Source organism: Maribacter algarum (ex Zhang et al. 2020) (genome assembly GCF_005885635.1).
Taxonomy (GTDB): Bacteria; Bacteroidota; Bacteroidia; order Flavobacteriales; family Flavobacteriaceae; genus Maribacter_C; species Maribacter_C algarum.
The window spans coordinates 393,600-418,506 of sequence record NZ_VATY01000002.1 but is presented as its reverse complement, the minus strand read 5'-3'; the positions used below and the strand labels follow the sequence as shown (position 1 = coordinate 418,506).

General features: G+C 36.6%; 21 protein-coding genes and 1 other RNA gene. 14 read left to right on the top strand and 8 right to left on the bottom strand.

Going from position 1 to position 24,907, the window contains the following annotated elements:
• Nucleotides 1-2: 2 nt before the first annotated feature.
• Entirely contained in the window at nucleotides 3-1,121 is a 1,119-nt protein-coding gene (gene leuB, locus FEE95_RS10685; RefSeq protein ID WP_138657935.1) for a 3-isopropylmalate dehydrogenase, read from the top strand.
• Between the two features lie 62 nt (nucleotides 1,122-1,183).
• Here the strand turns inward: leuB and FEE95_RS10680 are convergent, their stop codons facing one another.
• On the bottom strand, nucleotides 1,184-2,407 hold the full coding sequence (locus FEE95_RS10680; RefSeq protein ID WP_138657934.1) for a peroxiredoxin family protein: 1,224 nt from the start codon (nucleotides 2,405-2,407) through the stop codon (nucleotides 1,184-1,186).
• 131 nt (nucleotides 2,408-2,538) lie between these two features.
• Between FEE95_RS10680 and pheT the strand changes: the two genes are divergently transcribed.
• Complete coding sequence (pheT, locus tag FEE95_RS10675) at nucleotides 2,539-4,962, top strand: phenylalanine--tRNA ligase subunit beta (protein WP_138657933.1); 2,424 nt, start codon at nucleotides 2,539-2,541, stop codon at nucleotides 4,960-4,962.
• Nucleotides 4,963-4,965: 3 nt separating this feature from the next.
• Here pheT and FEE95_RS10670 read toward each other — a convergent pair whose 3' ends face one another.
• The gene (locus tag FEE95_RS10670) at nucleotides 4,966-5,526 is read right to left on the bottom strand and encodes a fasciclin domain-containing protein (RefSeq protein ID WP_138657932.1); all 561 of its coding nucleotides are present in this window, start codon (nucleotides 5,524-5,526) and stop codon (nucleotides 4,966-4,968) included.
• Nucleotides 5,527-5,734: 208 nt separating this feature from the next.
• Here FEE95_RS10670 and FEE95_RS10665 point away from each other — a divergent pair, with 208 nt between their 5' ends.
• Entirely contained in the window at nucleotides 5,735-6,454 is a 720-nt protein-coding gene (locus FEE95_RS10665) for a hypothetical protein (RefSeq protein ID WP_138657931.1), read from the top strand.
• Nucleotides 6,455-6,526: 72 nt separating this feature from the next.
• Here the strand turns inward: FEE95_RS10665 and FEE95_RS10660 are convergent, their stop codons facing one another.
• Together FEE95_RS10660 and FEE95_RS10655 are read right to left on the bottom strand one after the other, a co-directional pair.
• On the bottom strand, nucleotides 6,527-7,663 hold the full coding sequence (locus FEE95_RS10660) for a hypothetical protein (RefSeq protein ID WP_138657930.1): 1,137 nt from the start codon (nucleotides 7,661-7,663) through the stop codon (nucleotides 6,527-6,529).
• Between the two features lie 49 nt (nucleotides 7,664-7,712).
• The gene (locus tag FEE95_RS10655; RefSeq protein ID WP_138657929.1) at nucleotides 7,713-9,341 is read right to left on the bottom strand and encodes an ABC-F family ATP-binding cassette domain-containing protein; all 1,629 of its coding nucleotides are present in this window, start codon (nucleotides 9,339-9,341) and stop codon (nucleotides 7,713-7,715) included.
• 181 nt (nucleotides 9,342-9,522) lie between these two features.
• Here FEE95_RS10655 and FEE95_RS10650 point away from each other — a divergent pair, with 181 nt between their 5' ends.
• Nucleotides 9,523-10,923 carry a TlpA family protein disulfide reductase gene (locus tag FEE95_RS10650; protein WP_138657928.1) on the top strand — a complete coding sequence of 467 codons (1,401 nt, stop codon included), beginning with the start codon at nucleotides 9,523-9,525 and terminating at the stop codon, nucleotides 10,921-10,923.
• An 82-nt stretch (nucleotides 10,924-11,005) separates the two neighbouring features.
• Here FEE95_RS10650 and fsa read toward each other — a convergent pair whose 3' ends face one another.
• The 3 genes from fsa to ffs form a co-directional block, all read right to left on the bottom strand.
• Entirely contained in the window at nucleotides 11,006-11,659 is a 654-nt protein-coding gene (fsa, locus tag FEE95_RS10645) for a fructose-6-phosphate aldolase (RefSeq protein ID WP_138657927.1), read from the bottom strand.
• 58 nt (nucleotides 11,660-11,717) lie between these two features.
• Nucleotides 11,718-12,527 carry an SDR family oxidoreductase gene (locus FEE95_RS10640; protein WP_138657926.1) on the bottom strand — a complete coding sequence of 270 codons (810 nt, stop codon included), beginning with the start codon at nucleotides 12,525-12,527 and terminating at the stop codon, nucleotides 11,718-11,720.
• Between the two features lie 69 nt (nucleotides 12,528-12,596).
• An RNA gene (gene ffs / locus FEE95_RS10635) (signal recognition particle sRNA small type) lies at nucleotides 12,597-12,695 on the bottom strand.
• 186 nt (nucleotides 12,696-12,881) lie between these two features.
• On the opposite strand from ffs, the gene FEE95_RS10630 reads away from it, so the two are divergent.
• From FEE95_RS10630 to FEE95_RS10600, 8 genes are all read left to right on the top strand, one after another.
• Complete coding sequence (locus FEE95_RS10630; RefSeq protein ID WP_138657925.1) at nucleotides 12,882-13,931, top strand: glutaminyl-peptide cyclotransferase; 1,050 nt, start codon at nucleotides 12,882-12,884, stop codon at nucleotides 13,929-13,931.
• 121 nt (nucleotides 13,932-14,052) lie between these two features.
• Nucleotides 14,053-14,442, top strand: coding sequence for an acyl-CoA thioesterase (locus FEE95_RS10625; RefSeq protein ID WP_138657924.1), 390 nt, complete (start codon nucleotides 14,053-14,055; stop codon nucleotides 14,440-14,442).
• A 31-nt stretch (nucleotides 14,443-14,473) separates the two neighbouring features.
• Nucleotides 14,474-16,003: a hypothetical protein gene (locus FEE95_RS10620; protein ID WP_138657923.1), complete on the top strand. Its 1,530-nt coding sequence runs from the start codon at nucleotides 14,474-14,476 to the stop codon at nucleotides 16,001-16,003.
• 149 nt (nucleotides 16,004-16,152) lie between these two features.
• Entirely contained in the window at nucleotides 16,153-16,884 is a 732-nt protein-coding gene (locus FEE95_RS10615; RefSeq protein ID WP_138657922.1) for a LytR/AlgR family response regulator transcription factor, read from the top strand.
• Nucleotides 16,885-17,030: 146 nt separating this feature from the next.
• The gene (locus FEE95_RS22125) at nucleotides 17,031-17,183 is read left to right on the top strand and encodes a hypothetical protein (RefSeq protein ID WP_171037029.1); all 153 of its coding nucleotides are present in this window, start codon (nucleotides 17,031-17,033) and stop codon (nucleotides 17,181-17,183) included.
• Nucleotides 17,184-17,599: 416 nt separating this feature from the next.
• Nucleotides 17,600-19,363 carry a tetratricopeptide repeat-containing sensor histidine kinase gene (locus FEE95_RS10610; protein WP_171037028.1) on the top strand — a complete coding sequence of 588 codons (1,764 nt, stop codon included), beginning with the start codon at nucleotides 17,600-17,602 and terminating at the stop codon, nucleotides 19,361-19,363.
• 3 nt (nucleotides 19,364-19,366) lie between these two features.
• Entirely contained in the window at nucleotides 19,367-20,035 is a 669-nt protein-coding gene (locus tag FEE95_RS10605) for a response regulator (protein ID WP_138657920.1), read from the top strand.
• 172 nt (nucleotides 20,036-20,207) lie between these two features.
• On the top strand, nucleotides 20,208-20,864 hold the full coding sequence (locus FEE95_RS10600) for a hypothetical protein (protein WP_138657919.1): 657 nt from the start codon (nucleotides 20,208-20,210) through the stop codon (nucleotides 20,862-20,864).
• A 29-nt stretch (nucleotides 20,865-20,893) separates the two neighbouring features.
• On the opposite strand, the gene glyA is transcribed toward FEE95_RS10600, so the two are convergent.
• Nucleotides 20,894-22,168 (bottom strand): serine hydroxymethyltransferase, encoded by a 1,275-nt coding sequence (gene glyA, locus FEE95_RS10595; protein WP_138657918.1) that lies wholly within the window; start codon nucleotides 22,166-22,168, stop codon nucleotides 20,894-20,896.
• A 111-nt stretch (nucleotides 22,169-22,279) separates the two neighbouring features.
• On the opposite strand from glyA, the gene fahA reads away from it, so the two are divergent.
• Together fahA and FEE95_RS10585 are read left to right on the top strand one after the other, a co-directional pair.
• Nucleotides 22,280-23,566 carry a fumarylacetoacetase gene (gene fahA, locus FEE95_RS10590; protein ID WP_138657917.1) on the top strand — a complete coding sequence of 429 codons (1,287 nt, stop codon included), beginning with the start codon at nucleotides 22,280-22,282 and terminating at the stop codon, nucleotides 23,564-23,566.
• A gap of 121 nt (nucleotides 23,567-23,687) precedes the next feature.
• Nucleotides 23,688-24,875 carry a hypothetical protein gene (locus tag FEE95_RS10585; RefSeq protein ID WP_138657916.1) on the top strand — a complete coding sequence of 396 codons (1,188 nt, stop codon included), beginning with the start codon at nucleotides 23,688-23,690 and terminating at the stop codon, nucleotides 24,873-24,875.
• The last annotated feature ends 32 nt before the right edge of the window (nucleotides 24,876-24,907 follow it).

Below are 24,907 nucleotides of genomic sequence, written 5' to 3'. Positions count from 1 at the left end.
CAATGAACTTAAAAATTGCACTGTTAGGAGGAGATGGAATCGGACCTGAAGTGCTGGCACAAGCTGTAAAGTGTCTGAAGGCCGTCGAAGAAACTTTCAATCACCGGTTTACATATACTGAGGCCCCAGTGGGAGCGGTTGCTATTTCTAACGATGGAAAGGCGTTACCAAAAGAAACCCTGCAACTTTGTAAAGATTCAGATGCCATATTGTTTGGCGCTATTGGAGCGCTGGAATATGATAATGACCCTGAAGCAAAAGTTAGACCCGAGCAAGGCCTACTCAAACTCCGTAAAGAATTGGGTCTTTTTGCAAGTATTCGACCTGTAAAAGTATTCCCCATCCTTTCCAAAAATTCTGTGCTTCCCAAAAAGATAGTTAAAGGAACAGATTTTGTTATTTATCGTGAACTAACTGGAGGCATTTATTATGGAAAGAAAAGCCTTAATGATGATGCTACCTTAGCATCAGATTTATGCGAATATTCCGAAAAAGAAATTGCCAGAATAGCCCACCTATCGTTTAAGGCCGCCAAAAAGCGCAGAGGTAGACTAACTCTTGTAGATAAGGCAAACGTTCTCGAAACCTCACGTCTATGGCGAAAGGTGGTGACTGAAATATCAGATAGTTATCCTGAGGTACACTTTGAATCTATATTCATTGATAACGTTGTGGTGCAAATGATGACGAACCCATCGCAATTTGATGTAATTCTGACGGAAAATATGTTTGGAGATATCCTTACCAGTCTTGGTAGTGTAATTATAGGCTCCATAGGTTTATTGCCATCAGCCTCTGTAGGTAGTGAAAATGCGATGTTCTCTCCGTTCCATGGCTCATATCCCCAAGCTAAAGGGAAAAATATTGCCAACCCGGTAGCTTCTATTTTTAGTACAGTATTAATGTTACAGCACTTTGGACTATATGAAGAAGCGAATGCAGTAGCCACTGCAATTCAAAAATCTTTCAAAAAGGGTATAACTACTACTGATATCCTAGGCAGCGAAAAATACGGTACTGATTATGTTGGAGATTATATTGCTGACCACATTGTAGATTCTGATGATGACTCAAATATAAACGATGAGAATATTGGATTGGGGAAATCTACGATTATTTAAAACTCAAATTATAATTTAAATTTTAGGTCCCTTCCCCAGAATGTGTAACGAGCTATTATCATTTATTCTGAAAGCAACTTCTTAACAAACCCATCGAACTCTTTTTGAAATTCAATAAATTTCTCCCCCGTTGCTGGTCCATTAAAACCAGTATGTATCTTTCGAACGTTTCCATTTTTATCAATAAATATAGAGGTTGGATAGGACAAAACATGATTCAACATTGGGAGTTTCTCCTGTGCCAAAGCCTTATCTGATGAACCGAACTGTGCCAAAACAATAGGGTACTCCACTCCTATTCTATCTTTCATTCTCTTTATACTTCTAAAAGCACCCTCTTTGGATTTGGCATATTCGAAAGCAATGGCGATAACCTCTAAATCAGTATCGGGATTCTTTTTCAAATAATCAATATAGTATTTGGTTTCATCCAAACAATTAGGGCACCAAGTACCCATTACCTGAACAATGACCACCTTATCGTTAAAACGCTCATCTTCTAAAGAAATCATCTTTCCATCTGCATCTGGAAAGGAAAACGCAAACTTCTCATACCCATCTTTAATAAAGGTCAAAGAATCTGCTGCTGTCAATTCAAAAGCTTCGTTACGTTTTGCGGTAAAAAGTTCTTTGGAGTGATTTCCAGAATAGAAAGCCCCATTCATACTGCTATCGGTAACTTTTGCAGTGAATACAAAAGCGTGCGCACCGTCAAATGCAGATATTTTGAGCGAATCACCGCTAACAACTCCATCAAGGTATCTGTAATCTCCAGTTTCCGTCCTATAAGTTCCTGTTATCTTGTCCCCTTTTTGAACGAAAATACCTTTCGCTTTATACTTGTCTGGGGTACCTTTTCCAAATTCTGTTTCCCAAATTCCCGAAACATTTTCCTCGGGTGTACGACTATTCTTAAAGCGTTCTGTTATTCCATGAGTCGCTTTGAACGGAACAATTCGGTCTAAACTTTCTTTGATGAACTCCCCATTAATAGAGTTCTCGGTAAAAGTTCCAGCGATATATCCTTCAAAAACTTGGAATTTAATCCAGATGGAATCATTCTTAGTTTCAATTTCATCCACAGTAATAACCTCCTCGGCATTGTAGATTTCCATTTGTAATTTCCCATTTGCACTTTTCATTAACTTGAAGTTAAACGGAAGTATTACGTCGTCCATTGCAGTTAATTCCGCAAGCCAAATTCCCTCTGCCAGAGAATCCTCCTTTTTCTCAGCACATGAACTCATTAGAAGAAGTAACAGGAATAAGCCAATAATTTTTTTCATAACTGGAATGTTTATTCTCAAAGTCGAAATAACAACAAAAAACCAACACTTAAAAATTAATATATTTCGAATCACGCCCTATTGAATGTCTAAATGCATTGTTTTATCTTTACGCGCTTTAAAACCTATCCATGAACATATCATACAACTGGCTCAAACAATTCATAAAAATAGATTGGGAAGCCGACCAAACTTCTGAACTTTTGACTGACTTAGGCCTTGAAGTAGAAGGAGTTACTTCATTTGAATCTGTCAAAGGCGGACTAAAAGGTGTTGTTGTAGGACATGTTAAGACTTGTGTTCAACACCCGAATGCCGACCGGTTAAAATTGACTTCCGTTGATATTGGCACAGGTGAATCGGTTCAAATTGTTTGTGGAGCACCCAATGTTGCAGTGGGACAAAAAGTTCCTGTAGCAACTATTGGCACCACTTTATATTCAGACGGCAAACCATGGAAAATAAAAAAAGGGAAGATTCGAGGTGAGGAAAGCCATGGAATGATTTGTGCCGAAGATGAATTGGGTTTAGGTGAAAGTCATGACGGCATTATGATTTTAGATAATGCTCTTGAAGTTGGAACTCCCTGTTCAGAAATCTTTGAAGTCGAAAATGATCACGTATTTGAAATTGGTCTAACCCCCAACCGTTCTGATGCAATGAGTCATTATGGAGTTGCCAGAGACTTAAGAGCGGGACTCAGACAAAAGGAAATCGAACTGGAGTTGATTACGCCTCCGGTTACTAATTTTAACATTACTGATAGGTCTTTAAAAGTTGATGTTGAAGTTAAGGACAGTAAATTAGCACCCCGTTATTGCGGTATAACTTTAAGCAACCTCATAGTCCAACCTTCTCCAGATTGGTTGAAAAATAGATTAAATGCTATCGGAATTACTCCGAAAAACAATTTGGTTGATGCTACTAATTATGTACTTCATGAATTGGGGCAACCTCTACACGCTTTTGATGCCGATAAAATAAAAGGAAAGAAAATAGTCGTTAAGACTGTCGAAGCAGGCACCAAATTCACAACCTTGGATGAAGTTGAAAGAGAACTGCATGAGGAAGATTTGATGATTTGTGATGCTGAAAAACCGATGTGCATAGCTGGTGTTTTCGGTGGTATTCACTCCGGAGTTACTGAAAACACCACGTCCATATTTTTAGAGAGTGCTTATTTTGACCCCGTATCCATTCGTAAATCGGCAAAAAGACATGGCCTGAATACAGATGCATCTTTCCGGTTTGAACGGGGTATCGATATTGAAAATGTTGAATTTGCACTTCGAAGAGCGGCGGTTTTGATACGAGAGATTGCTGGTGGCGATATCACTTCTGATATTGTTGACCTCTATCCAAATAAGGCGAAAGACCATCAAGTTTTCTTAAGCTTTAATAAAATCAATTCTTTGATCGGACAAGAAATACCCAGAGATACGATTAAATCAATATTGTCTTCTTTAGATATCAAAGTAATGAACGTTACCGAAACTGGTCTTGGCTTAATGATACCGTCTTATCGTGTTGACGTGCAGCGTGATGTAGATGTTATAGAAGAAATATTACGTGTATTTGGATATAATAACATTGATTTCACTGAGAAATTAAATGCCTCGATTGCGCCAACATCCAAGTTCGAAGATTATAAACTACAAAATATTGTCGGGAATCATTTGGCTGCCCAAGGTTTCTTTGAAATTTTGGCAAATAGCCTTACTTCCCCGATTAATCATGAGCTTATTGAAGGTCTCAACACTAAACACAATGTTAACATAATTAACCCTTTGAGTAATGATTTGTCGGTTCTCCGTCAGTCAATGTTATTTTCAGGTTTATCGGCTATTTCACACAATATCAATAGGAAAAGAGCAAATCTCAAATTTTTCGAATTTGGAAAGACCTATCATCAATTTGAATCAGGTAGAGTTGAAAATAAGCATTTAAGCTTATTCGCGACTGGAAATCGCAGCGAGGATAGTTGGACAAAATCAATTGAAAAAACAGATTTCTACTTTTTGAAATCAACTATTGAAAGTATTTTGACCCGTTTAGGAATTAGCCGTTTAAGTTCAACTCCAAAAAATTATTCCCATTTTTCAGAGGGAATTTTAATTAAGTCTAACAATAAAGAAGTTGCCATTCTTGGAATAGTGAAAAAGTCAATCTTAAAAAAGTTTGACATAAAGCAGGATGTCATCAATGCCGATTTGAACTGGAGCCTTATTTTGGAAGCAGTTGAAAAGACTGAAATTGTTTATAAAGACATTCCAAAATACCCTCAAGTGAAACGAGATTTTGCTCTGCTCTTAGATAATAGCACCACTTTTAAAGAAGTACATGATCTTGCATTTCAAACAGAAAGAAAGTTTTTAAAACAGGTAAATTTGTTTGATGTTTATACAGGTAAGAAATTGCCAGATGGAAAGAAATCCTATGCTGTGAGTTTTACCTTGTTAGATGAAAACAGTACACTAACTGAAACACAAATTGATAAGATTATGGATAAGCTTCAAAAGCGTTATGAAAATGAATTGAGCGCTGAGTTGCGCTAAAATCTAAAGTTTACTTGGTCGAATTACAGTGTCAATTTCGTGTATGACTCCATTACACTGGTTAGAATCGGCGGTTGTAATTTTAGCTCTATTTCCAAAATTATCTGTTAGAACAATGTCTACTCCTTGCATGGTCGCTGTAATTAAATCCCCATGAACAGTGGTGAACGTAGCTTTACCTTCCCCCCTACACATGGCTCTTAGAATTTTAGAAGCCGAAAAATTTCCAGCAATGATATGATAGGTCATTAGTGCTTGAACTTCTTTCTTATTTGTTGGATCTAAAAGTTCAGCGACTGTATCACGAGGTAATTTTTCAAAAGCCAAATCAGAAGGCGCAAATACAGTAAAAGGACCATCAAAACTTAAGATTTCCTCTAACTCCGCCGCCCGCATTGCAGCTAACAACATTTTATGATTTTGTGAACTTTCTGTATTGGAAATAATGGAGGCGTTTGGGTCCATTTCAGTTTCCAGATAATCTTTTTGATAAGTGTTCTGCGCTAAGGTGCTAAAAGAAAATAAAAGCAAGATTAGGGACACGGGGCATGCCTTACATTTCATGGGGTTCTCTGTTCCGGTTATAATATTAGGGCGAATTATCGATGAACGGTTACCGTTCATCGGCAAGATACAATATCAGTGACGTAATTCGTGCAAATGTAGGTCATCCTTTTTGCGAATTAACAAAATATTAACATTTCAAGAAAACACCTTAAATTCTTTTGCAAGAGAATTCCTTAACTTTGAGTAGTTGCTAAAAAAAAGAAAAATGCTATTAAAAAAAACCAATATCGAAGAAAAACTCTCAAGAGTTAAAATCGGTGACTTAAAATCAGAAGAACTTCTCCGGGAAGTTCGTCAAATTTTAAAAACTGATTACGAAAACGAGGAGCGAATTGAAAAAAATATATCCGGTGGTCGAAAAGATGTTGAAAACCGGTTTGACTTCGACCAACTTGAAACGGATAAAATTTTCCATATCAGTCAAATAAAACAGATTTGTATTGATTATAGACTTCGGTTTTTAAACTCTAAATACTTCAAAGGAGATATTCCGCAGGAGGCTATCCATAAAATAAAGGCCTTAGAAAAAAACCATGCAATCGAAGTAAAAGGGTTTAAAATTGTAGCTCCCTCAAAGCTTTTCAAACTCAAAGACAAGGATGACCCATTGCTGTTTGCACCTATCGGAAATGATTATTTCTATCTCATTCACAAATGGGGGGATGACCTACATCCCTTAAGAAAAATATTGATGTGGCCCTTTAAGAATATAATCAATCTTACCTTGTTAGTACTAGTAATGAGTTATTTGGTCACTTTGATGGTTCCTTCTGGGTTGTTTTCAAAAACAAGTTCCAGTTCCGAGTTCTGGATTGTCTGCTTTTTTATGTTTAAATCCATCGCCGCTGTTGTCATTTTTTATGGCTTTGCTCTAGGTAAAAACTTTAATCCAGCAATTTGGAACAGTAAGTATTTCAATGCTTAGCCAAGCATAGAACTAATAAAAATGCCCACATAATTCTGGAATTATGTGGGCATTCTTGGATTTAAAGTAATCCTAATTCATAATTAGTTCCACTGGCACTCCGTCTAAATCAATATTATCTACAAATGCAGGTTCTGGTTTAAGTTTTATTCTTAGCAAACCACCTTCTTTCACAGCGCCGTTCATTTTTTTGTATCCTATTAACATTAAGCCATTCTTTTCATCATAACCCACAGCTGTGGTAGTTTCTATTTCGTATTCAAAATTCCTCTTTGCTTCAGTCAAAAAATTCTCAAAAGCATAAAGCACCACTAACTTCTTGGAGAAATCATATATGGCCGGCACCAAGGGGTAAGCGCTATTGGAACCTGGGTCCATAGGATAAAATAACCTCCCGCTCAAATCAAAGTTAGAAGACTTTGAATTTGCAAAATTTGGTGATGTTACACCATCATATTGCGTATATTCAAATGCCATAGTCGCACTATTTAAAGTGGTATGCAACTCATCATAACTGACAATCACATTATCTTGAACATCAGTAAAAATGCGGCGCACACTATAACCTAAATCCATTTCGTGAATCAATTCATTTGAGGACATATCCATAACAGAAAGACTATTTTCATCGGTAATCAACTCATCTAAAGTCAAGATAAATAGGCGATTATTAGCAATCGTCAAATCAACAGGTTTTTGGCCTAAGGTAACGTCGGTATAACTAAAATCTGAAGAATTCAGGTCTATTACTCGAACCAAATAGTCAAATGACCCTAAATTTGTTACTACGTAAGAAATAAAAAGCGAATCATCATATTTAGCTAAAGCAGTAGCTGAAAGATTGCAATCGTTTAAATCTGTAAAAACCGGTATATCAGTCGTAGTATCGCTTTTGAAATCATGCTTTGTTACCTGCCCACCGCAATTACCATCTTTGTGGTACTGCAAAAAATAAGAGCGGTCAACATAACTATAATCAGGAATCGGTTTTTCGGTCAATGCACTTTCTGCTGGGTTTAAAGTAATCACTTCAGCATTTGCATTGAGTAGTTGCGGTTTTATCAAGCCATCTTTGCTTAATAAGGTAACATAATCGGCATCGATGCTGGTATCCTCATTTTTGTCTCCGTCTCCTGGGCCGTTATCTGATTTAGAGCAACTGAAAAAGACCAATAGTAAAATGGCACAAAAAGTAGTGTAGGTTTTCATCCGTTCGAATTTTAAAGTTAGTACGTAAGCGTTTGGGGCACTTTGAAAACTACGCGTTGATTGCGTACATCCTCATACGTTGTTCTTTAATTGTTTGGTCGGACATGTATTCATCGAACGTCAAATACCTGTCAATATTGCCTTTAGGCGTTAATTCTATGATTCTATCAGCAACAGTTTGGGCAAACTCATGATCATGTGTGGTAAACATAACTGTACCTTTAAAATTCTTTAAGGAATTATTAAAAGCAGTAATACTTTCTAGGTCTAAGTGATTTGTAGGCTCATCTAGCATAACTACATTGGCTCTTAACATCATCATTCGACTAAGCATACAACGAATTTTTTCGCCTCCTGAAAGCACCGTACAATTTTTTAATGCTTCCTCACCGCTAAATAGCATTTTACCTAAAAACCCGCGAATATGAACTTCCTCACGTTCTTCTTCGGTTTTTGCCCATTGACGTAACCAATCTACAAGATTAATATTTTGGGTAAAAAAATCAGAGTTATCGGCCGGCAAATACGATTGGTTTGTAGTAACTCCCCATTGAAATTTCCCTGAGTCTGCTTTTTTGTTTCCATTGATAATTTCGTAGAAGGCTGACGTAGCTCTGGAATCCCTAGAAATAATCGCAACCTTATCCCCCTTAGCCAAGTTGATATCTACCTTCTTGAATAAGAGATCTCCATCTTCTGAAGAAGCCGATAAGTTTTCCACATTCAAGATTTGGTCTCCTGCCTCACGTTCTCGTTCAAAAATAATAGCAGGATATCTACGGCTTGAAGGCTTAATATCATCGATTTTGAGTTTGGACAACATTTTCTTTCTCGAAGTAGCTTGTTTACTCTTGGCTACATTCGCACTAAATCGTGCAATGAACTCTTGAAGTTCCTTAGCTTTCTCTTCAGCTTTTTTATTCTGCTGCGCTCTTTGACGTGCCGCCAATTGGCTACTCTCGTACCAGAATGTGTAATTGCCAGAATAATGGTTCATTTTACCAAAATCAATATCCGAGATATGCGTACAAACAGCATCTAAAAAGTGACGGTCGTGAGAAACAACAATTACAGTATTGTCGTAGTTGGCCAGAAAGTTCTCTAACCAACTTATCGTTTCATAATCCAAGTCATTGGTGGGCTCATCCATAATCAATACATCAGGATTGCCAAATAAGGCCTGAGCCAAAAGCACTCTAACTTTTAGCTTAGAATCCATTTCCGCCATGGTTGTGAAATGTAAATCCTCGGTAATCCCTAAGTTTGACAATAAAGCTGCAGCTGAACTATCAGCATTCCATCCATCCATTTCTTCGAATTGCACTTGTAACTCCCCTATCTTATCAGCATTCTCATCATTATAATCCGCATAAAGTGAATCAATTTCCGTTTTTAAGGCGTAAAGCGGCTTGTTACCCATTACAACTGTTTCCAAAACCGGAGTGTCATCATACGCATTATGCTCTTGTTCTAAAATTGACATGCGCTTTCCTGGTTCTAAATGGACATGCCCAGAGGTAGGATCTTGCTTTCCGGCAAGAATTTTCAAAAAAGTAGATTTTCCGGCTCCATTGGCCCCGATAACACCATAACAATTCCCTTGGGTAAAGGCAACATTGACCTCATCAAATAAAACTCTTTTGCCAAATTGAACAGATAGATTTGAAACAGATAACATAAAAATAAAGCATTAAAATTTCGTGCAAAAATAGATAAATTATTGCCCTTATGCGAATAAACTTAAGAAGGCGCATTTCATCGAATACCTTAACGAAACTAAAGGCTTTTTTAACGTGCTATTAACAGCAATGCAAGTACGGGTTTAGTAGTTTTGTTCGTTACTAGGTAGATATTCTTTTATGCAAAAACATTTACTATATCTCTTTATTCTAGTTTTAGCCGGTTGTAGTCAAGAGAAAAAAAAGTCCCCCAACGTTTTTTTTGCCGGGGAAATCGTGAATCCAACCAGTAATCAAGTATTTCTTTACAAAGGAAATGTTATACTTGATTCTGCAAAATTGAATGAAAACAATCGCTTCACTTTCAAACTTCCTTCTGTTGAGGAAGGGTTGCATCATTTCGAACATGGCGAAGGATTAAAAAGAGAACTTCAGTATGTCTTTTTTGAAAAGGGCGATAGCATTCAAATTCGATTGAATACCATTGATTTTGATGAATCCTTGGTTTTTTCGGGAGAAGGTGCAGAAATCAATAACTTTCTTTTAGACCTTTTCTTAGTTAATGAAGAAGAAGAAAAACTCATACTTTCAACCTATTTCAAGATGGAACCGGAAGAGTTTAACAAACGTATTGAGGAATTACGATCTGAGAAACTCAAAAGCCTTGACCAATTAATTTCGGAGACCGGACTTTCTGTGGCAGAAAAGAAAATTGCCGAGGTAACGATTAATTATACCTTTTTTAATTACAAAGAAAAATACCCTTTCGAACATCGTAAAAAAACAGGTAAGAAAACGCTTCATGCATTACCAGAAGGATTCTATGCATACAGAAATAATGTAAGCTTCAATAGTAAAGACCTTAATTATTTCAAACCATACTACGATTTTATGAAATCTCATTTGAACAATCTCTCCTATATGGGTTGTGCGGAAAAGTGTGGTGTCGAAAATGAAAAAATAACAAACCACCTCCACTTCAACCGTCACAAATTAACCCTAATTGATAGTTTAGTAGAAGAATCAGAACTTAAAGACAATCTATTTAGAAATGTTGCTTTCGATTACCTATTGATGGCTCAAGATACTGAATCGAACAACGAAATTTTTATACAAGATTTCCACTTAAGGTCAGCAAATAATAGACATATTCAAGAGATTAGCGATTTGTATGAAGGTATTCGCAACATACAACCACGAAAAAAAATACCAAATGTGCTTGTAACGGACGTCGATGGAAATAAAATATCCCTTCAGGAAATCGCCAAGGATAAAAAAGTAGTGTTTTACTTCTGGACTGGTGCCAATAAAAGATATTTCAAGGACATACATAAAAGAGTGAATCAACTTTCTTCGGCGAAAAAAGAATACACTTTTGTCGGTATAAATCACAATACAGACGACACGACATGGAAAGGTATGATTGAACAAACCCAATTAAATCCGTCAAATCAATATAAGGCGGTTAATTTCGAAGAATTGACCAGAGCCCTTGTTATTTATCCTCCAAACAAATGTATTATTACTGAGGATGCGAAAATTGTTGATGCTTTTACCACGATGTGGGCATCTAATTTTTAAATTCCCCTTATTTTAATAACATATAAAAGCCCTTGAACAAATGTATTCAAGGGCTTTTCTATTAATTAATATATCTATTCTATTAGTTTCCTTTTTGATAATCAGCTAAAAATTTTGCCAAACCAATATCGGTCAATGGATGCTTTAAAAGTCCCTCAATAGAAGATAAAGGTCCCGTCATGACATCGGCTCCAATTTTGGCACAATCAATAACGTGCATTGTATGTCGTACTGAAGCCGCTAATATTTGCGTTTCAAAAGCATAATTGTCATAAACATGTCGAATTTCTGCAATCAGATTCAAGCCATCTGTAGAAATATCATCAAGTCTTCCTATAAACGGCGACACATAAGTTGCACCTGCTTTAGCAGCCAATAAAGCCTGTCCGACAGAAAATACCAAAGTGCAATTCGTTCGGATTCCTTTATCTGAAAAATATTTCAAAGCCTTTACCCCATCCTTAATCATTGGAACTTTAACCACGATTTGATCATGTAATTCTGCTAGCTCCTCCCCTTCTTTAATCATTCCTTCGAAATCTGTAGAGATGACCTCAGCAGAAACGTCACCATCGACAATTGTGCATATGTCAACATAATGCTTTAAAATATTATTTCTACCGGTGATTCCTTCTTTAGCCATCAATGACGGATTAGTTGTAACTCCATCAAGTACTCCCAGTGCCTGGGCTTCACGAATTTGATCTAGATTGGCTGTATCGATAAAAAACTTCATTCTTAGCTATTTGAATATGATTAAAATTTATTTTTAGGAATTTTTCCCGAGTCCAAAATTACAACTTATAATGGTTCAACAATAGTTTCTCATATACTTTATCGGGCAAAGCATTTTTCAAAAACAATGAAAATTTCTGCATAAAAGTACCCACTTTGTAATGCACTTTAGGCTTTTTGGTGTTTATAATCTTGAATACGGTTCGCGCTACTAAAATAGGGTCTTCCCCATCATGAACCCCTTCATTAATCAACTCTAATGTATTGCCATAGGCGGACTTATAGGGAGAATTTTCGAATACTGGAGAATGATATCTTCCGGAAGCAATATTGGTTACAAAATCACCCGGGGCAAGATTGGTAATATGCACGCCGAAATCTTTGACCTCCATGCGCAAAGTTTCAGTTATCAACCCCAAAGCTCCCTTTGTTGCAGAATAGACCCCTCTATACGGAAGCCCCATATACCCGGCGATAGAAGTGATATTTATTATCAGTCCACTCTTTTGCTTTCGCATTTGAGGTAACACCGCCTTCATCATATGTATTGGGCCATTAAAATTGGTATCGAAAACCTTTAAAATTTCATCATGTGGCGTTTCTTCAATCGGGCCAGTAATTCCGATACCTGCATTATTTATCAAAACATCAAGTTTTCCCTCGTTGGAAATCACTTTAGAAACTGCATCTCGTATGGTACCCACATCTGTAACATCCATTTCAAGAAGTTCAAATGAATTGAAGCTCGAATGCTTGTTTAATTTTCGAGTTGTACCATAAACTATAAATCCATTTGTCTTTAAAAACAAACCAATTGATTTACCGATACCAGAAGAACCTCCCGTAATTAAAACAACCTTAGAACTCATAATTCCGGCAAATTAACGAATAATAACCAACAGTTAAAATAGTTTGCTTCCTTGACTTTTGGGTACAAAAAAAGGCAAGCTACCTACATCGCACCGCTACAACCATATACCCTTGCTGCGTTCCCACCCTGGGGGATTCTACAGGAGCTGGTCGTGTAGGACTTGCCAACTGCAAATATACAATCTTTTCATTTTTACATTCATAATTTTAGGGTAAATATTGCCCATGGTTTGCGGTTTGGTGTTATTTTTGCCCCAAAGGTTTCAATAGTAGGGTTTTAGCTAAAACACTATTCTTGTACTCTAATGATAGTCCATCTATTTTATCAAATAATCATCAACAAAGCTAACCTTATGATCAAAGTTTTCTTCTCAACAATTTCTCTTCTACTCTTTTTAGCCTGTGGTGGAGAAAACCATCAACCTCAAGACCTTTTCGCAATAAAGCTTGAGGGAGATAAAAAACAGTTTCAACAAAATGAATCGATTGATATTGGTTTGGACAATAAGTTGGATAAAACTATCAAAAGTGTCCGATACAGCATAGATGGGAAAGAGCTTACTGTTTCTAACAATAGTATCACCTTCGATATTCCGACCTTAGGAAACAAAACGTTAAAGGCAGTGGTTGATTACGATGAAACCTCTGTAGAAATATCGAAAAACATCAAGATTTTAGCTGAAAAGGCTCCAGAACTATATACCTATGAAATTATAAAGGAGTACCCACATGACAACAGAGCTTATACGCAAGGTCTTGAATTTTATCAAGATACCCTCTACGAAAGCACAGGTAAAAAAGGACGTTCTTCTCTGCGAAAAGTAGACTACAAGACTGGTAAAGTGTTAAAGCAAATAGATCTTGACAATACTATTTTCGGTGAAGGCATGACCATTCTGAATGGAAAAATATACCAGCTTACCTGGCAAAGTCACATTGGGTATGTCTATGATTTAAAAGACTTTAAAAAGATTGATAGCTTTCAATATGGTGAAAGTAAAGAAGGTTGGGGTCTTGCGAATGATGGCGAGAAACTTTTCAAAAGTGATGGCACGGAGAACATTTGGTTCTTGAACCCTGAAACACTTGTTGAAGAAGGACATACACAAACCGTTACAAACTCATCTATCTTCAACAAAACAAACGAATTGGAATATGTGGCTGGTAAACTATATGCGAATGTTTATCAAAAGTCAGGAGTCATGATTATTGATGCAAAAAGTGGGGCGATTGAAGGTGTTGTTAATTTCGGGGGATTAAGTAAAAAAGTAACCAAAACACCCAATTGGGTCGACACCGATAATGTTCTTAACGGTATTGCTTACCACCCAACGAGAAAAACATTCTTCGTTACCGGCAAAGACTGGGACAAACTTTTCGAAGTCAAAATCATTAAGAAGTAAATTACCTCAAGGCAAGTCCGCGAGGCATTGGAAGGAAAATTAACATTAATATTGACGCAAGGATCAGAGCCGTTTAAACCTGCCCCTCTGGCAGACGGGTCTCGATTATCAAGTAATCTTTATGGAATACTATGAAAAGGTATTGACGGTTGCATCTGATGATTTAGATGATTTAAATCACGTAAACAATGTACGCTATGTACAATGGATTCAAGATGTTTCGAAAGAACACTGGCAGAATTATGCTTCGTCGCAAATACAGGAGGACGTGGTCTGGGTCGTTATGAATCATAATATTACATACAAAAATGCCGCGCAATTGGGTGATGAAATCAAAATTCAAACACATATTGCTGAAAGTAGGGGTGCCACTTGTATTCGCGTTGTTGAAATGTACAATGCCATAACAAATCAACTTTTATTACGTTCAAAAACTGAATGGTGCTTGCTAAATGCAAAAACTTTACGACCTATGCGTATTTCAGAAGAAATCAAAAACGTCTTTTCCTGAAAACGTCTTATTGAAAATATGAATTTTAGCTATGCGTTCTTTTTTCGTTTCTCTTCTAATTCTTGCCCTTGTTGCTCTAGTTAGTTCGTGCCGAAAGGACTTGGAATATGCACCAAGTAACGGGAATTTGGAATTTTCAAAAGACACCATATTCTTAGATACTATTTACACAAACCTCACCAGCAGCACACGAACGTTAAAGGTGTACAACAGAACACGTGATGATATCGAAATTCCTTCAATCCGCTTGTCTCAGGGACAAAATAGCAGCTATCGATTGAACGTAGATGGAGTTGCGGGAAAAGAGTTTGAGGGTATCCAGATACTTGCTCAGGATAGTATTTTCATTTTTATTGAAACTACTTTTAACGTTCCTGATACTGCTCTAAATGAATTTCTGTATACCGATGCCATTCAATTTGATAATGGTGAATACCTGCAGGAGGTACAACTGGTAACCTTAATCAAAGACGCTGTTTTCTTGTATCCAAAAAGTCTGCCTGACGGCTCGAAAGAAACTGTTTTGATTGGGTTTGATGATTCTGGAAACGAAATCCGAGCCGAAGGATTTGAATTGGAAGACGACCAGTTGAATTTTACAAATCAAAAACCCTATGTCATTTATGGTTATGCCGTAGTTCCCGAAGGAAAAGAGCTTATCGTTGATGCTGGTAGTCGTGTCCACTTTCATAAAGATTCTGGAATGCTGATAAAATCCAACGCTTCATTACAAGTCAACGGAGGACTTAGTGAAGATCAAGACCTGCTAGAAAATGAAGTGATTTTCTCTGGAGACAGGTTGGAAAGTGAGTTAACAAATGTTGCAGGCCAATGGGGGACTTTATGGATTACCTCGGGTAGTATCAATAACACCATAAATTATTTAACCCTTAAAAACGCCACCGTAGGTTTATTGGTTGACGGAGATGGTATTCTAAACTCGCCTACCCTAACAGTAACCAACTCTCAAATTTATAATAGCGCAAGTGTGAACCTGTGGGGCAAAAAAGCAGCAATTAACGCAGAAAACGTAGTCTTAGGAAGTTCAGGGAATACCTCACTGTTCTTAAATTTAGGAGGTAAATATGAATTTGCACATTGTACTGTCGCGAACTACTGGAGTAATGGCTTCCGTGGGGGAACGGCATTAGAAATTGATAATTTCACACGTTCGTCTAATGGTGAACTGGAAAGAGCAGAGTTCTTCAATTGCATTATAGACGGGAATAATGCCATTGAACTCGTTTTAAGAAACAACAATACAAACCTATTTGAATACTCATTTATTAATTGCCTCTTGAAGTTTAGGGATTCTGGCGGAATGTTTGATTCAGACCCGCTTTACGACTTTGGAAATTTAAGTTTGTATAAGGAGGTATTTATCAATGAGGACGCCAACTATCTGAATGTCGCCAAAAACGATTTTAGAATAGAAAACCCTTCAGCTGCGGAAGGAAGGGCTAATATCGGAACCGCATTGCGAATTCCCTTTGATCTTTTAGGAATTGACCGAACATCATCTCCTTCAATCGGAGCGTATCAAATATCAACACAAAATTAAATTATAAGATTTTTCTTTCTTTTTTCAAAAGATATCATCAAATTTTAACAAAAGTCTTGAATTTTAAACAAAAACCTCCATTTATATAAGGTTTACCTCATCCATTTTTCGCAACACTATCAGTACTTTGCAAATATAGTATTGAAATTTTGTCCTATACATACACCATAATCGATTCAGAGACCTCTGCGACTCTAAACTTGCAACACCATTTAGCTAAATGTGGTGAGTTTGATTGCGTAGCAATTGCCGAAAATAGCGCGGAGGGACTAAATGCTATTTTAAAGTATACGCCTGATATTGTTTTCGTTAACTTAAATGAAAATGCCGGCTCCTATTTTCAAATGAGTGTTGAGCTACATCAATACACAAGTAATCTTCCAATTTATATTGGTATTTCAAAGACGAAGAATCACGCTTATGAGGCCATAAAGAATAACTTTTTCGATTATTGGTTATTACCCTACGATGAGTTCGATGTTCGAAAAACGATAATGCGATTAACAAAAACTATGCCTCAAGAGGTTCAGGCCCAGACCATATGTTTAAAATCCTATCGTGACTTTCATTATATAAACACAAATGACATACTTTATTTGAAAGCCGACAATAATGCCACTGAATTCATTATGAAAGATGGAACAATAAATCATGCTTTCAAAACGTTGAAAACCTTCGAAGGTCAGATGCCAAAAAACTTCATACGTATACACCAAAGCTATATCGTAAATAGCGACTATATCTCCCGTATTAGCTACGGAAAAGCCAGCTGTACCTTAAAATATAAAAAACAGCAATTGCCTTTCTCAAAATCATACCGGGAAAATATTGACACGCTAAAGAAACTCCTGACAAAAAACGCAATTTCCTCCTTAAATTAATCGAATACTCTCAGATTTAATTCGAATACTCTCAAAACTGGACCATCTACTTTCAAAATTTCTAGACTGCCTTCTTCATAATAGCTGTTGTATAATTTTGTTTAAACATAACAAGCAAAAATTCAACCCCTTAAAACAAAATGAACATGAAGAAAGTAGCAAGTATTTTGGCAGTAGCGGTATTCGCAGTAAGTATGATAGCAACTCAAGCAGAAAAAATAGACTTAGATTTTGACTTAGCGACAATGTTAACTTGTGCTGACTGTCCTGATGAAGATCCTAGAGGAGGAACAGCATAAATTTTTATCTTATTTCATATGGAGCTCCAAATGCAATGCATTTGGAGCTTTTTTTTTATCTTGTAGGAAAAAGTTGAATGCTAAAACCATCCCCGTTCCAGAAACCATCCTTCCTTGCTGTTTTATTTTTGTTTTGTTGGGTATCTGCTTGTCAGAACCAAAATAGTTCTAAGGGTTCCGTAAGAACTGTTGAACCCGATAGTATACAAATCTGGATTAACCAAAGCAAATTGGCAGATATTACTCCGGAGGTAAAATCCGATCTATTAAATAAGGCCTTAAACAAAGCCAGTTCTCTTTCTAACGACTCACTAAAAGCAAGATTTTTTACTCAGCTATCTTTAATCAATTACAACCTCAAGGATTCCTCAAGATTTAGAAAAATTAATTCTAAGGCTATTCAACTCAATAAAATCATGGGTGATTCGTCCAACCTAGGAGAAGTTTATTGGGATTTAGCAGCTTTTTTGAGCCAACACAACATAAAAGATAGTGCTTATTTTCACTACAAGGAAGCACAGCTGATATTTGAAGCCTTGGACGATCAATTTCGTGCAGGTCAATTACTGCGAAGTATGGCAAATATTCAATCAGATATTGGGGATAATTCTGGCGCTGAAGCAACAATCATAAAAGCAATCAAAAAGCTAAAACCCCTAAAGAAATATCGTGAACTTGCCAGATGTTATGACCTTCTAGCTGATAACGCTAAATTGTTAAACGAACATGAAAGGGCTTTGAATCACTATAACGAATCTTTAGATTATTATAAAAAGGCCAACGCTTCTCCAGTTAGAATTCTTATTACAAAACATAATATGGCGCTAGTTTATCAAAAACAAGGACAGCATAAAAAAGCGATACCAATTTTTCTAGAGGTTCTAGCTCTTGAAAATTTTAAACAAGAAAATATTTCTTTTTATGGGAAGGTATTAAATAATCTAGGCTATAGTTATCTTAAAAGTGAGCAATATGAAAAGCTTCCAGGCCCATTTCTCGAGGCCCAAAAAGTGCAGGATAGCATAAATGATATAAGAGGTAAATCTTCTGGGGCTTTAAAGTTTGCCGAGTACCATTTAATGGTAAAAGATTCCGCCAAGGCCCTAAGTAACTTGAAAGCCTCCGAAAGTCTAGCACTTGCAACGGGTGATAGTAAGCTTCGACTAAATGTTTTAAGAATGTTACCAAAAGCTGACACCAAAAATGCAGTAAAATACTCTGAACAGTTCATCACTCTTAACGACAGCCTGCAGATGCAAGAACGTCAGATTAGAAATAAATTTGCGCGCATCCAATTCGAAACTGACGAATTTATCGCCGAGAATGAGGTTCTGGCGCGTGAAAAACAACTCTGGACAGGTATAGCCGCCTCCCTAATTTTACTAGGACTCGCTAGTTTTATCATCATTAATCAACGCGTAAAAAACAGAATTCTAAAGTTCAGACAGCAACAACAGGCGAATAACCAAGAGATATTCAACCTCATGTTAGCTCAAGGTGAAAAAGTGGAGGAAGGCAAAAAAATGGAGCAAAAGCGGGTTTCCGAAGAGCTACACGATGGTGTTCTAGGTAAAATGCTAGGGGCCCGTATGATGTTACTGGGTCTCAATAAAAAAACAGACCCCGAAGCAATCGGGGAAAGAGCAAAAGCCATCTCAATTCTGCAAGATGTCGAAGGTGAAGTCCGATCTATTTCTCACGATTTAAGTCACGCCGCTTATCAAAAAATTCATAACTTTATTCTTTCGATTAAAGAGTTGGTGCAAACTATTGAAAATGCCTCGAAAATAAATATTGATTTTAATTTTACTGATGAATTGGATTGGGATGCATTGAGTGGGGAAATCAAGATTAACTTGTACCGAATGGTTCAAGAAAGTCTTCAGAATTCGGTAAAACATGCCAATTGCGAAAATATTTACATGAATTTTTTTTCAGATGAGAGTTTACTAACAGTCAATATAGTGGATGACGGAAAGGGATTTGTACAAAAAAGAGGTAAAAGAGGAATTGGCATACGAAATATGGCCTCTCGAATAAAAAAAATAAATGGTAATTGGGATATTAAAAGTGAAGTTGGAAAAGGAACAACAGTTACTTTTATTATACCACTAGTTTCGAACGATAGTGAAAATGCCCCAAGCATCTCACCAAAAAAAAGCAACCTACAAGAAATATAGTATATGGAAATAATACGCATTTTGGCGATTGATGATCACGAGATGACCACTACTGGTTATAAGTACATCTTAGAAGGAGAACCTTTTGAAAATTTTGAGGTAAGAGTTGATATCGCCACAACCTATGAAATGGGTCAAGAAAAAATTGAGTTTTCTGCTCGATCTTTGAAGTATGATATTATTTTACTGGATATACAATTGTTTCCAGCTCATTCAAATGAAATTAGAAGTGGAGAAGATTTGGGAATTTTAGCTCGAAAAATTTCTCCTGAATCGAAAGTGGTTTTCATGTCTTCTTTCAGTGATAATCTTCGTATTAACAGTATTTTCAAATCAGTGGACCCAGATGGCTATATGGTTAAATCCGAAATCGATGAAAAATCCCTAAGAACAATGGTGGAAACAGTGATTACAAAACCTCCTTATTACACCGCCGGAGCTTTCGCCGCTATTCGGAGAAGAATGACTAGTGATATAGTAGTTGATGAATTAGATAAAAAAATATTGTATTACTTGTCCATTGGAACCAGAACAAAAGATATTGCACCTCTAATCTCCTCGGCAACTACGACCGTTGAGTCTCGCAAGCGACAATTAAAGACACTTTTTGGTATAGAAAGTGGCAATGACATCACTTTAATCGAAGAAGCGCGAAAAAAAGGCTTCATTTAATCGATTTTTTTAACCTCCTCTTTAAATATAAATATCTGATAATTAGATTTTTAAGGAATTCAGATTTTACCAACTAAGGAAAACCTCCATATTTATACGGTTTTTCTATGGTGCTGTGAAATGGTTTAAAATTAACTTTACTCTTAAGAGCTAACCATTTTATTATTGCCGTATGCCGTTAAACAAGGATAATTTTGATAACTTTTCACGCGTTGGATTTAACAAGAATTTAGAAATAGAAGGTCTTGATTGCTTTACCAAAAATCTCGAAAAACACTTTTTTTCCCAAGTAACAGTTCGAAACTGCTCTATTTCGAATGACTCGGTGAATCTTGTCATTGAATTAGATTGTAATTTCGGTTTAACCGAAACTTTGCATCATTTCGAAAAAGAGACATGGGGAAATTTTCAATCGCAAGAAAAATCTTTTGCAGGTGCGCTTCAACAATTGAAAGAGTGTAATGACCTGCCAATAGAAGTCGAAGAATTTTCTCTTTTTTTGAAAGACACCTCCATTATTATTAATAGAATTTACGATGAGAGCATTTCATTACAGCTAGAAAATATTCTAATCAAACTGAACGAGCACGCTATCAATTTCACGAAAGGATTTACTGAAATTCCATTTGAGGTATACATTCCGGTCTTTGAAGACAATGTCATGGAAAATGAGCATACACTTCTAATGAATATAAAATCGGGAAACAATAGCGAACAAGACTACTTCAGTTTTTGGGGGCTTTACTACTATTCAGAAGATGATGCTGTTGTTTATGATTTAAAAAATCGATCAATAATCATAGGCAATCTTCAAATGCTAAATAGATAGAATTCAATCTCAAATCTATAATTCTAGTATTAGGCATTAAAAAGAGCTTTACCAGCCATCAATTTGTTAACTTTTGACTTTACGTTAGCTATAATAGCTTCATCTTCAGCATTTATCAGGACTTCATCTACCAAATCAACAATTGTAGCCATATCGTTCTCAATCAAGCCTCTGGTCGTTATAGCCGCAGTACCAAATCGAATTCCTGAAGTAACAAAAGGAGATTTGTCATCAAAAGGCACCATATTTTTATTCGCCGTAATGTCAGCCGCTACCAAAACTCTTTCTGCATCTTTACCTGTTATATCCTTATTGCGGAGATCAATCAACATCATATGATTGTCAGTACCTCCAGAAATAATATGATAGTCTTTTGCAACAAATGCGGCGGCCATCGCTTCTGCATTTTTCTTAACCTGAAGCATATAATGAAGAAAATCGTCTTTTAATGCTTCCCCAAAGGCAATTGCTTTTCCCGCAATAATATGCTCAAGAGGTCCTCCCTGATTGCCTGGAAAAACAGCCAAGTTTAGCAACGCAGACATTTTTCTAAGGTTACCATTTTTTAAGGTGATTCCAAATGGGTTATCGAAATCTTTACCCATTAAAATAAGCCCTCCTCTTGGTCCTCTAAGTGTTTTGTGCGTTGTAGTGGTAACGATATGACAATGTGGAATTGGGTCATTTAATATTCCCTTGGCTATCAAACCTGCAGGATGCGAAATATCGGCCAACAAAAGAGCTCCAACACTATCAGCAATTTCTCGAAAACGTTTAAAGTCCATATCCCTTGAATAAGCCGAGGCTCCCGCAATTATCATTTTAGGCTTTTCACGACTAGCAATTTCTTGAATAGAATCATAGTTTAAAACTCCAGTCTCCTCTTCTACTCCATAAAAAACAGGATTGTATAACCTTCCAGAAAAATTTACCGGTGAGCCGTGCGTTAAATGTCCACCATGAGATAAATCAAAACCAAGAATTGTATCACCTGGCTTCAAACAAGCATGATATACAGATGCATTGGCCTGCGAGCCCGAATGTGGCTGAACATTCGCATATTCTGCTCCAAACAGTTGTTTGGCACGATCTATCGCCAATTGTTCAATTTTATCAACAACCTCGCAACCTCCGTAATAACGCTTTCCTGGGTATCCTTCGGCATATTTGTTCGTAAGAACTGAGCCACAAGCTTCCATTACTTGCGGGCTAGTGAAATTTTCCGAAGCTATTAGTTCAATTCCACTAAGTTGACGCTCTTTTTCATCATTAATAAGGTCAAAAATTATCTCGTCGCGTTGCATATAAAGAGTTTATGTTAAATGAAGAGCAAAAGTACAAATTGCGAGCAGTAAATTAGAAGAAAAGAATATATTTGAATAGGAATTTATCAAATAAAAATTAACAATTGTTGTATGCTTGAGAGTACAAATAATCCGAATAAAAAAACATGGCTTAATGTAACGGAAAATTCAGATTTTCCTATTCAAAATATTCCTTTTGGTGTGTTTTTAACAAGAGAAGACATCATTACAATTGGAACAAGAATAGGTGACACTGCTATTGATTTAGGGGCATTACATCAATTGGGTTATTTTGAAGGCATCCCACTAACCGAAGATATTTTTCTACAAGACACTTTGAATGATTTTATTTCCGACGGAAAGAAAACATGGCGCGCGGTAAGAAATCGAATTAGTGAAATTTTTGATATTGAAAATAGTACGCTTCAAAGTAATGAAGAACACAAAAAGGTTGTCCTCTTTTCTATGGATGAAATAGAAATGAAGCTTCCTGTTCAGATAGGAGATTATACTGATTTTTATTCCAGCAAAGAGCATGCAACGAACGTGGGAACCATGTTTCGTGACCCTGAAAATGCGCTCTTGCCCAACTGGCTTCATATTCCAGTAGGGTATCATGGTAGGAGTTCTACCATAATTCCGAGTGGAACACCCGTCCGAAGACCATTAGGACAACAGTTCCCAAAAGGAGCTGAAAAACCTATTTTCGGACCTTCAAGATTAGTGGATTTTGAGCTTGAAATGGCATTCATAACAACCGATGCCAATACATTGGGAGAGCATGTTCCTATTGAAGAAGCTGAAGACTACATTTTCGGAATGGTACTTTTTAACGATTGGAGTGCGCGAGATATTCAGAAATGGGAGTATGTTCCTTTAGGCCCATTTTTGGCGAAGAATTTTGCTTCTTCAATTTCTCCATGGATTGTTACGATGGATGCCCTAGAACCTTTTAGAGTTGATAGTCCGAAGCAAGAACCAAAGCCTTTCCCTTACTTACAGCAAATGGGTAAGCACAGTTTTGATATTCATCTCGAAGTCGCTATTCAACCCGAAAACAATGAAGCAACTACAGTGTCTAAATCCAACTTTAAATATATGTATTGGACGATGGCTCAACAATTGGCCCACCACACCATTAACGGATGCATTGTAAATAGTGGTGATATGATGGGCAGCGGTACTATCTCGGGCCCTACTTCGGACTCCTATGGGTCGATGCTTGAGCTGTCATGGCAAGGAACAAAACCTGTTCCCCTAAACAATGGTGAAACAAGAAAATTCATTCAGGATAATGATACCGTTATTTTAACAGGATATTGTCAAAAAAATGGTGTTCATATTGGATTCGGTGAGGTGTCTACCAAGTTACTTCCGGCTCTGTTACAAGAAAAATAATTTGCTGTTCAGCCTTTATGTTATAGTGGTTATACGATAATTTGTTGTTTTTCCGTTAGAAGCAAATACGTTTTTGGCATGGCTGTTGAATTTATTCCCCCAAAACGTTAATACATCTATTATGAAGAAAATGATACTCTTAGTACCTATTTTGGTTTTATTAATTGCGTGTGGAGGCGTAAAGAAAACGCAGAAAGCCCTAAATGCGGGTGATTATTCGAACGCCATAAACAATGCACTCCAAAATTTAGCGGAAAACAAAACGAAAAAAAGTCATCAACCCTACATTGTACTTTTGGAAGATGCTTTTAAGAAAAATACCGAACGTGAATTGAAGTATATTGCCTTCTTAGAAAAAGACGGAAATGAGGCTAGTTATGAAGACATTTATAAAAGTTATGTCAGCCTACGAGACATCCAAGAAAGAATACGACCACTATTGCCGCTCAGAATTACTGAGGAAAATAGAGACGCTGAGTTTTCTTTTAGCAACTATGAAAATGATATCATAGACTACAAAGAAGATTTATCTGAATATCTTTTTGATAATGCTGAAGATTTATTGACTAATGCAGTAACGAAGCGGGATTATAGAAAAGCCTATAATGATTTTGTGTATCTAGAAGAAATCAACCCAGGATTTGAAGATACTAGACAAAAGATTGAAGAAGCTCATGAAAAAGGAATTGACTATGTAGAGGTTCAAGTGCTGAATAACTCGAATCAGATAATACCTGTTCGACTATCAGAGGAACTCTTAAATTTCAATACTTTTGGTTTAGATGATCTTTGGACGAAATACCATAGTAATCCAGTGTCTAATATCAAATATGATTATGGAATGCAAGTCTCCTTCAATCAAATTGATATTTCGCCTGAACAATTAAGTGAAAAGGAAATCATCAGGGAAAAACAAATCAAAGATGGTTACAAATATGCAACAGATTCAAATGGTAATGTTGTAAAGGACAGTCTTGGCAATAAGATTAAAATCGACAAGTTCAAAACCGTTCGATGTAGATTTAATCAGTTTACCCAATTCAAGTCTGCGCGAGTAGCCGGAAATGTAATTTATCTTGATTTCAAAACCAAGCAACAATTGAATTCGTATCCATTAGCTAGTGAGTTCATTTTTGAGCATATATATGCTAATATTGACGGAGATAAAAGAGCTTTGGACAATGATTTAAGACCCTACCTAGATCAGGTTGCCATTCCCTTTCCAACTAATGAGCAAATGGTCTACGATGCAGGTGAAGATTTGAAGGCACGAATAAAATCGATTGTAGGAAGACATCGATTTAACTAAATGTTATATAAAGTTATTAAACGTCTTTGTTT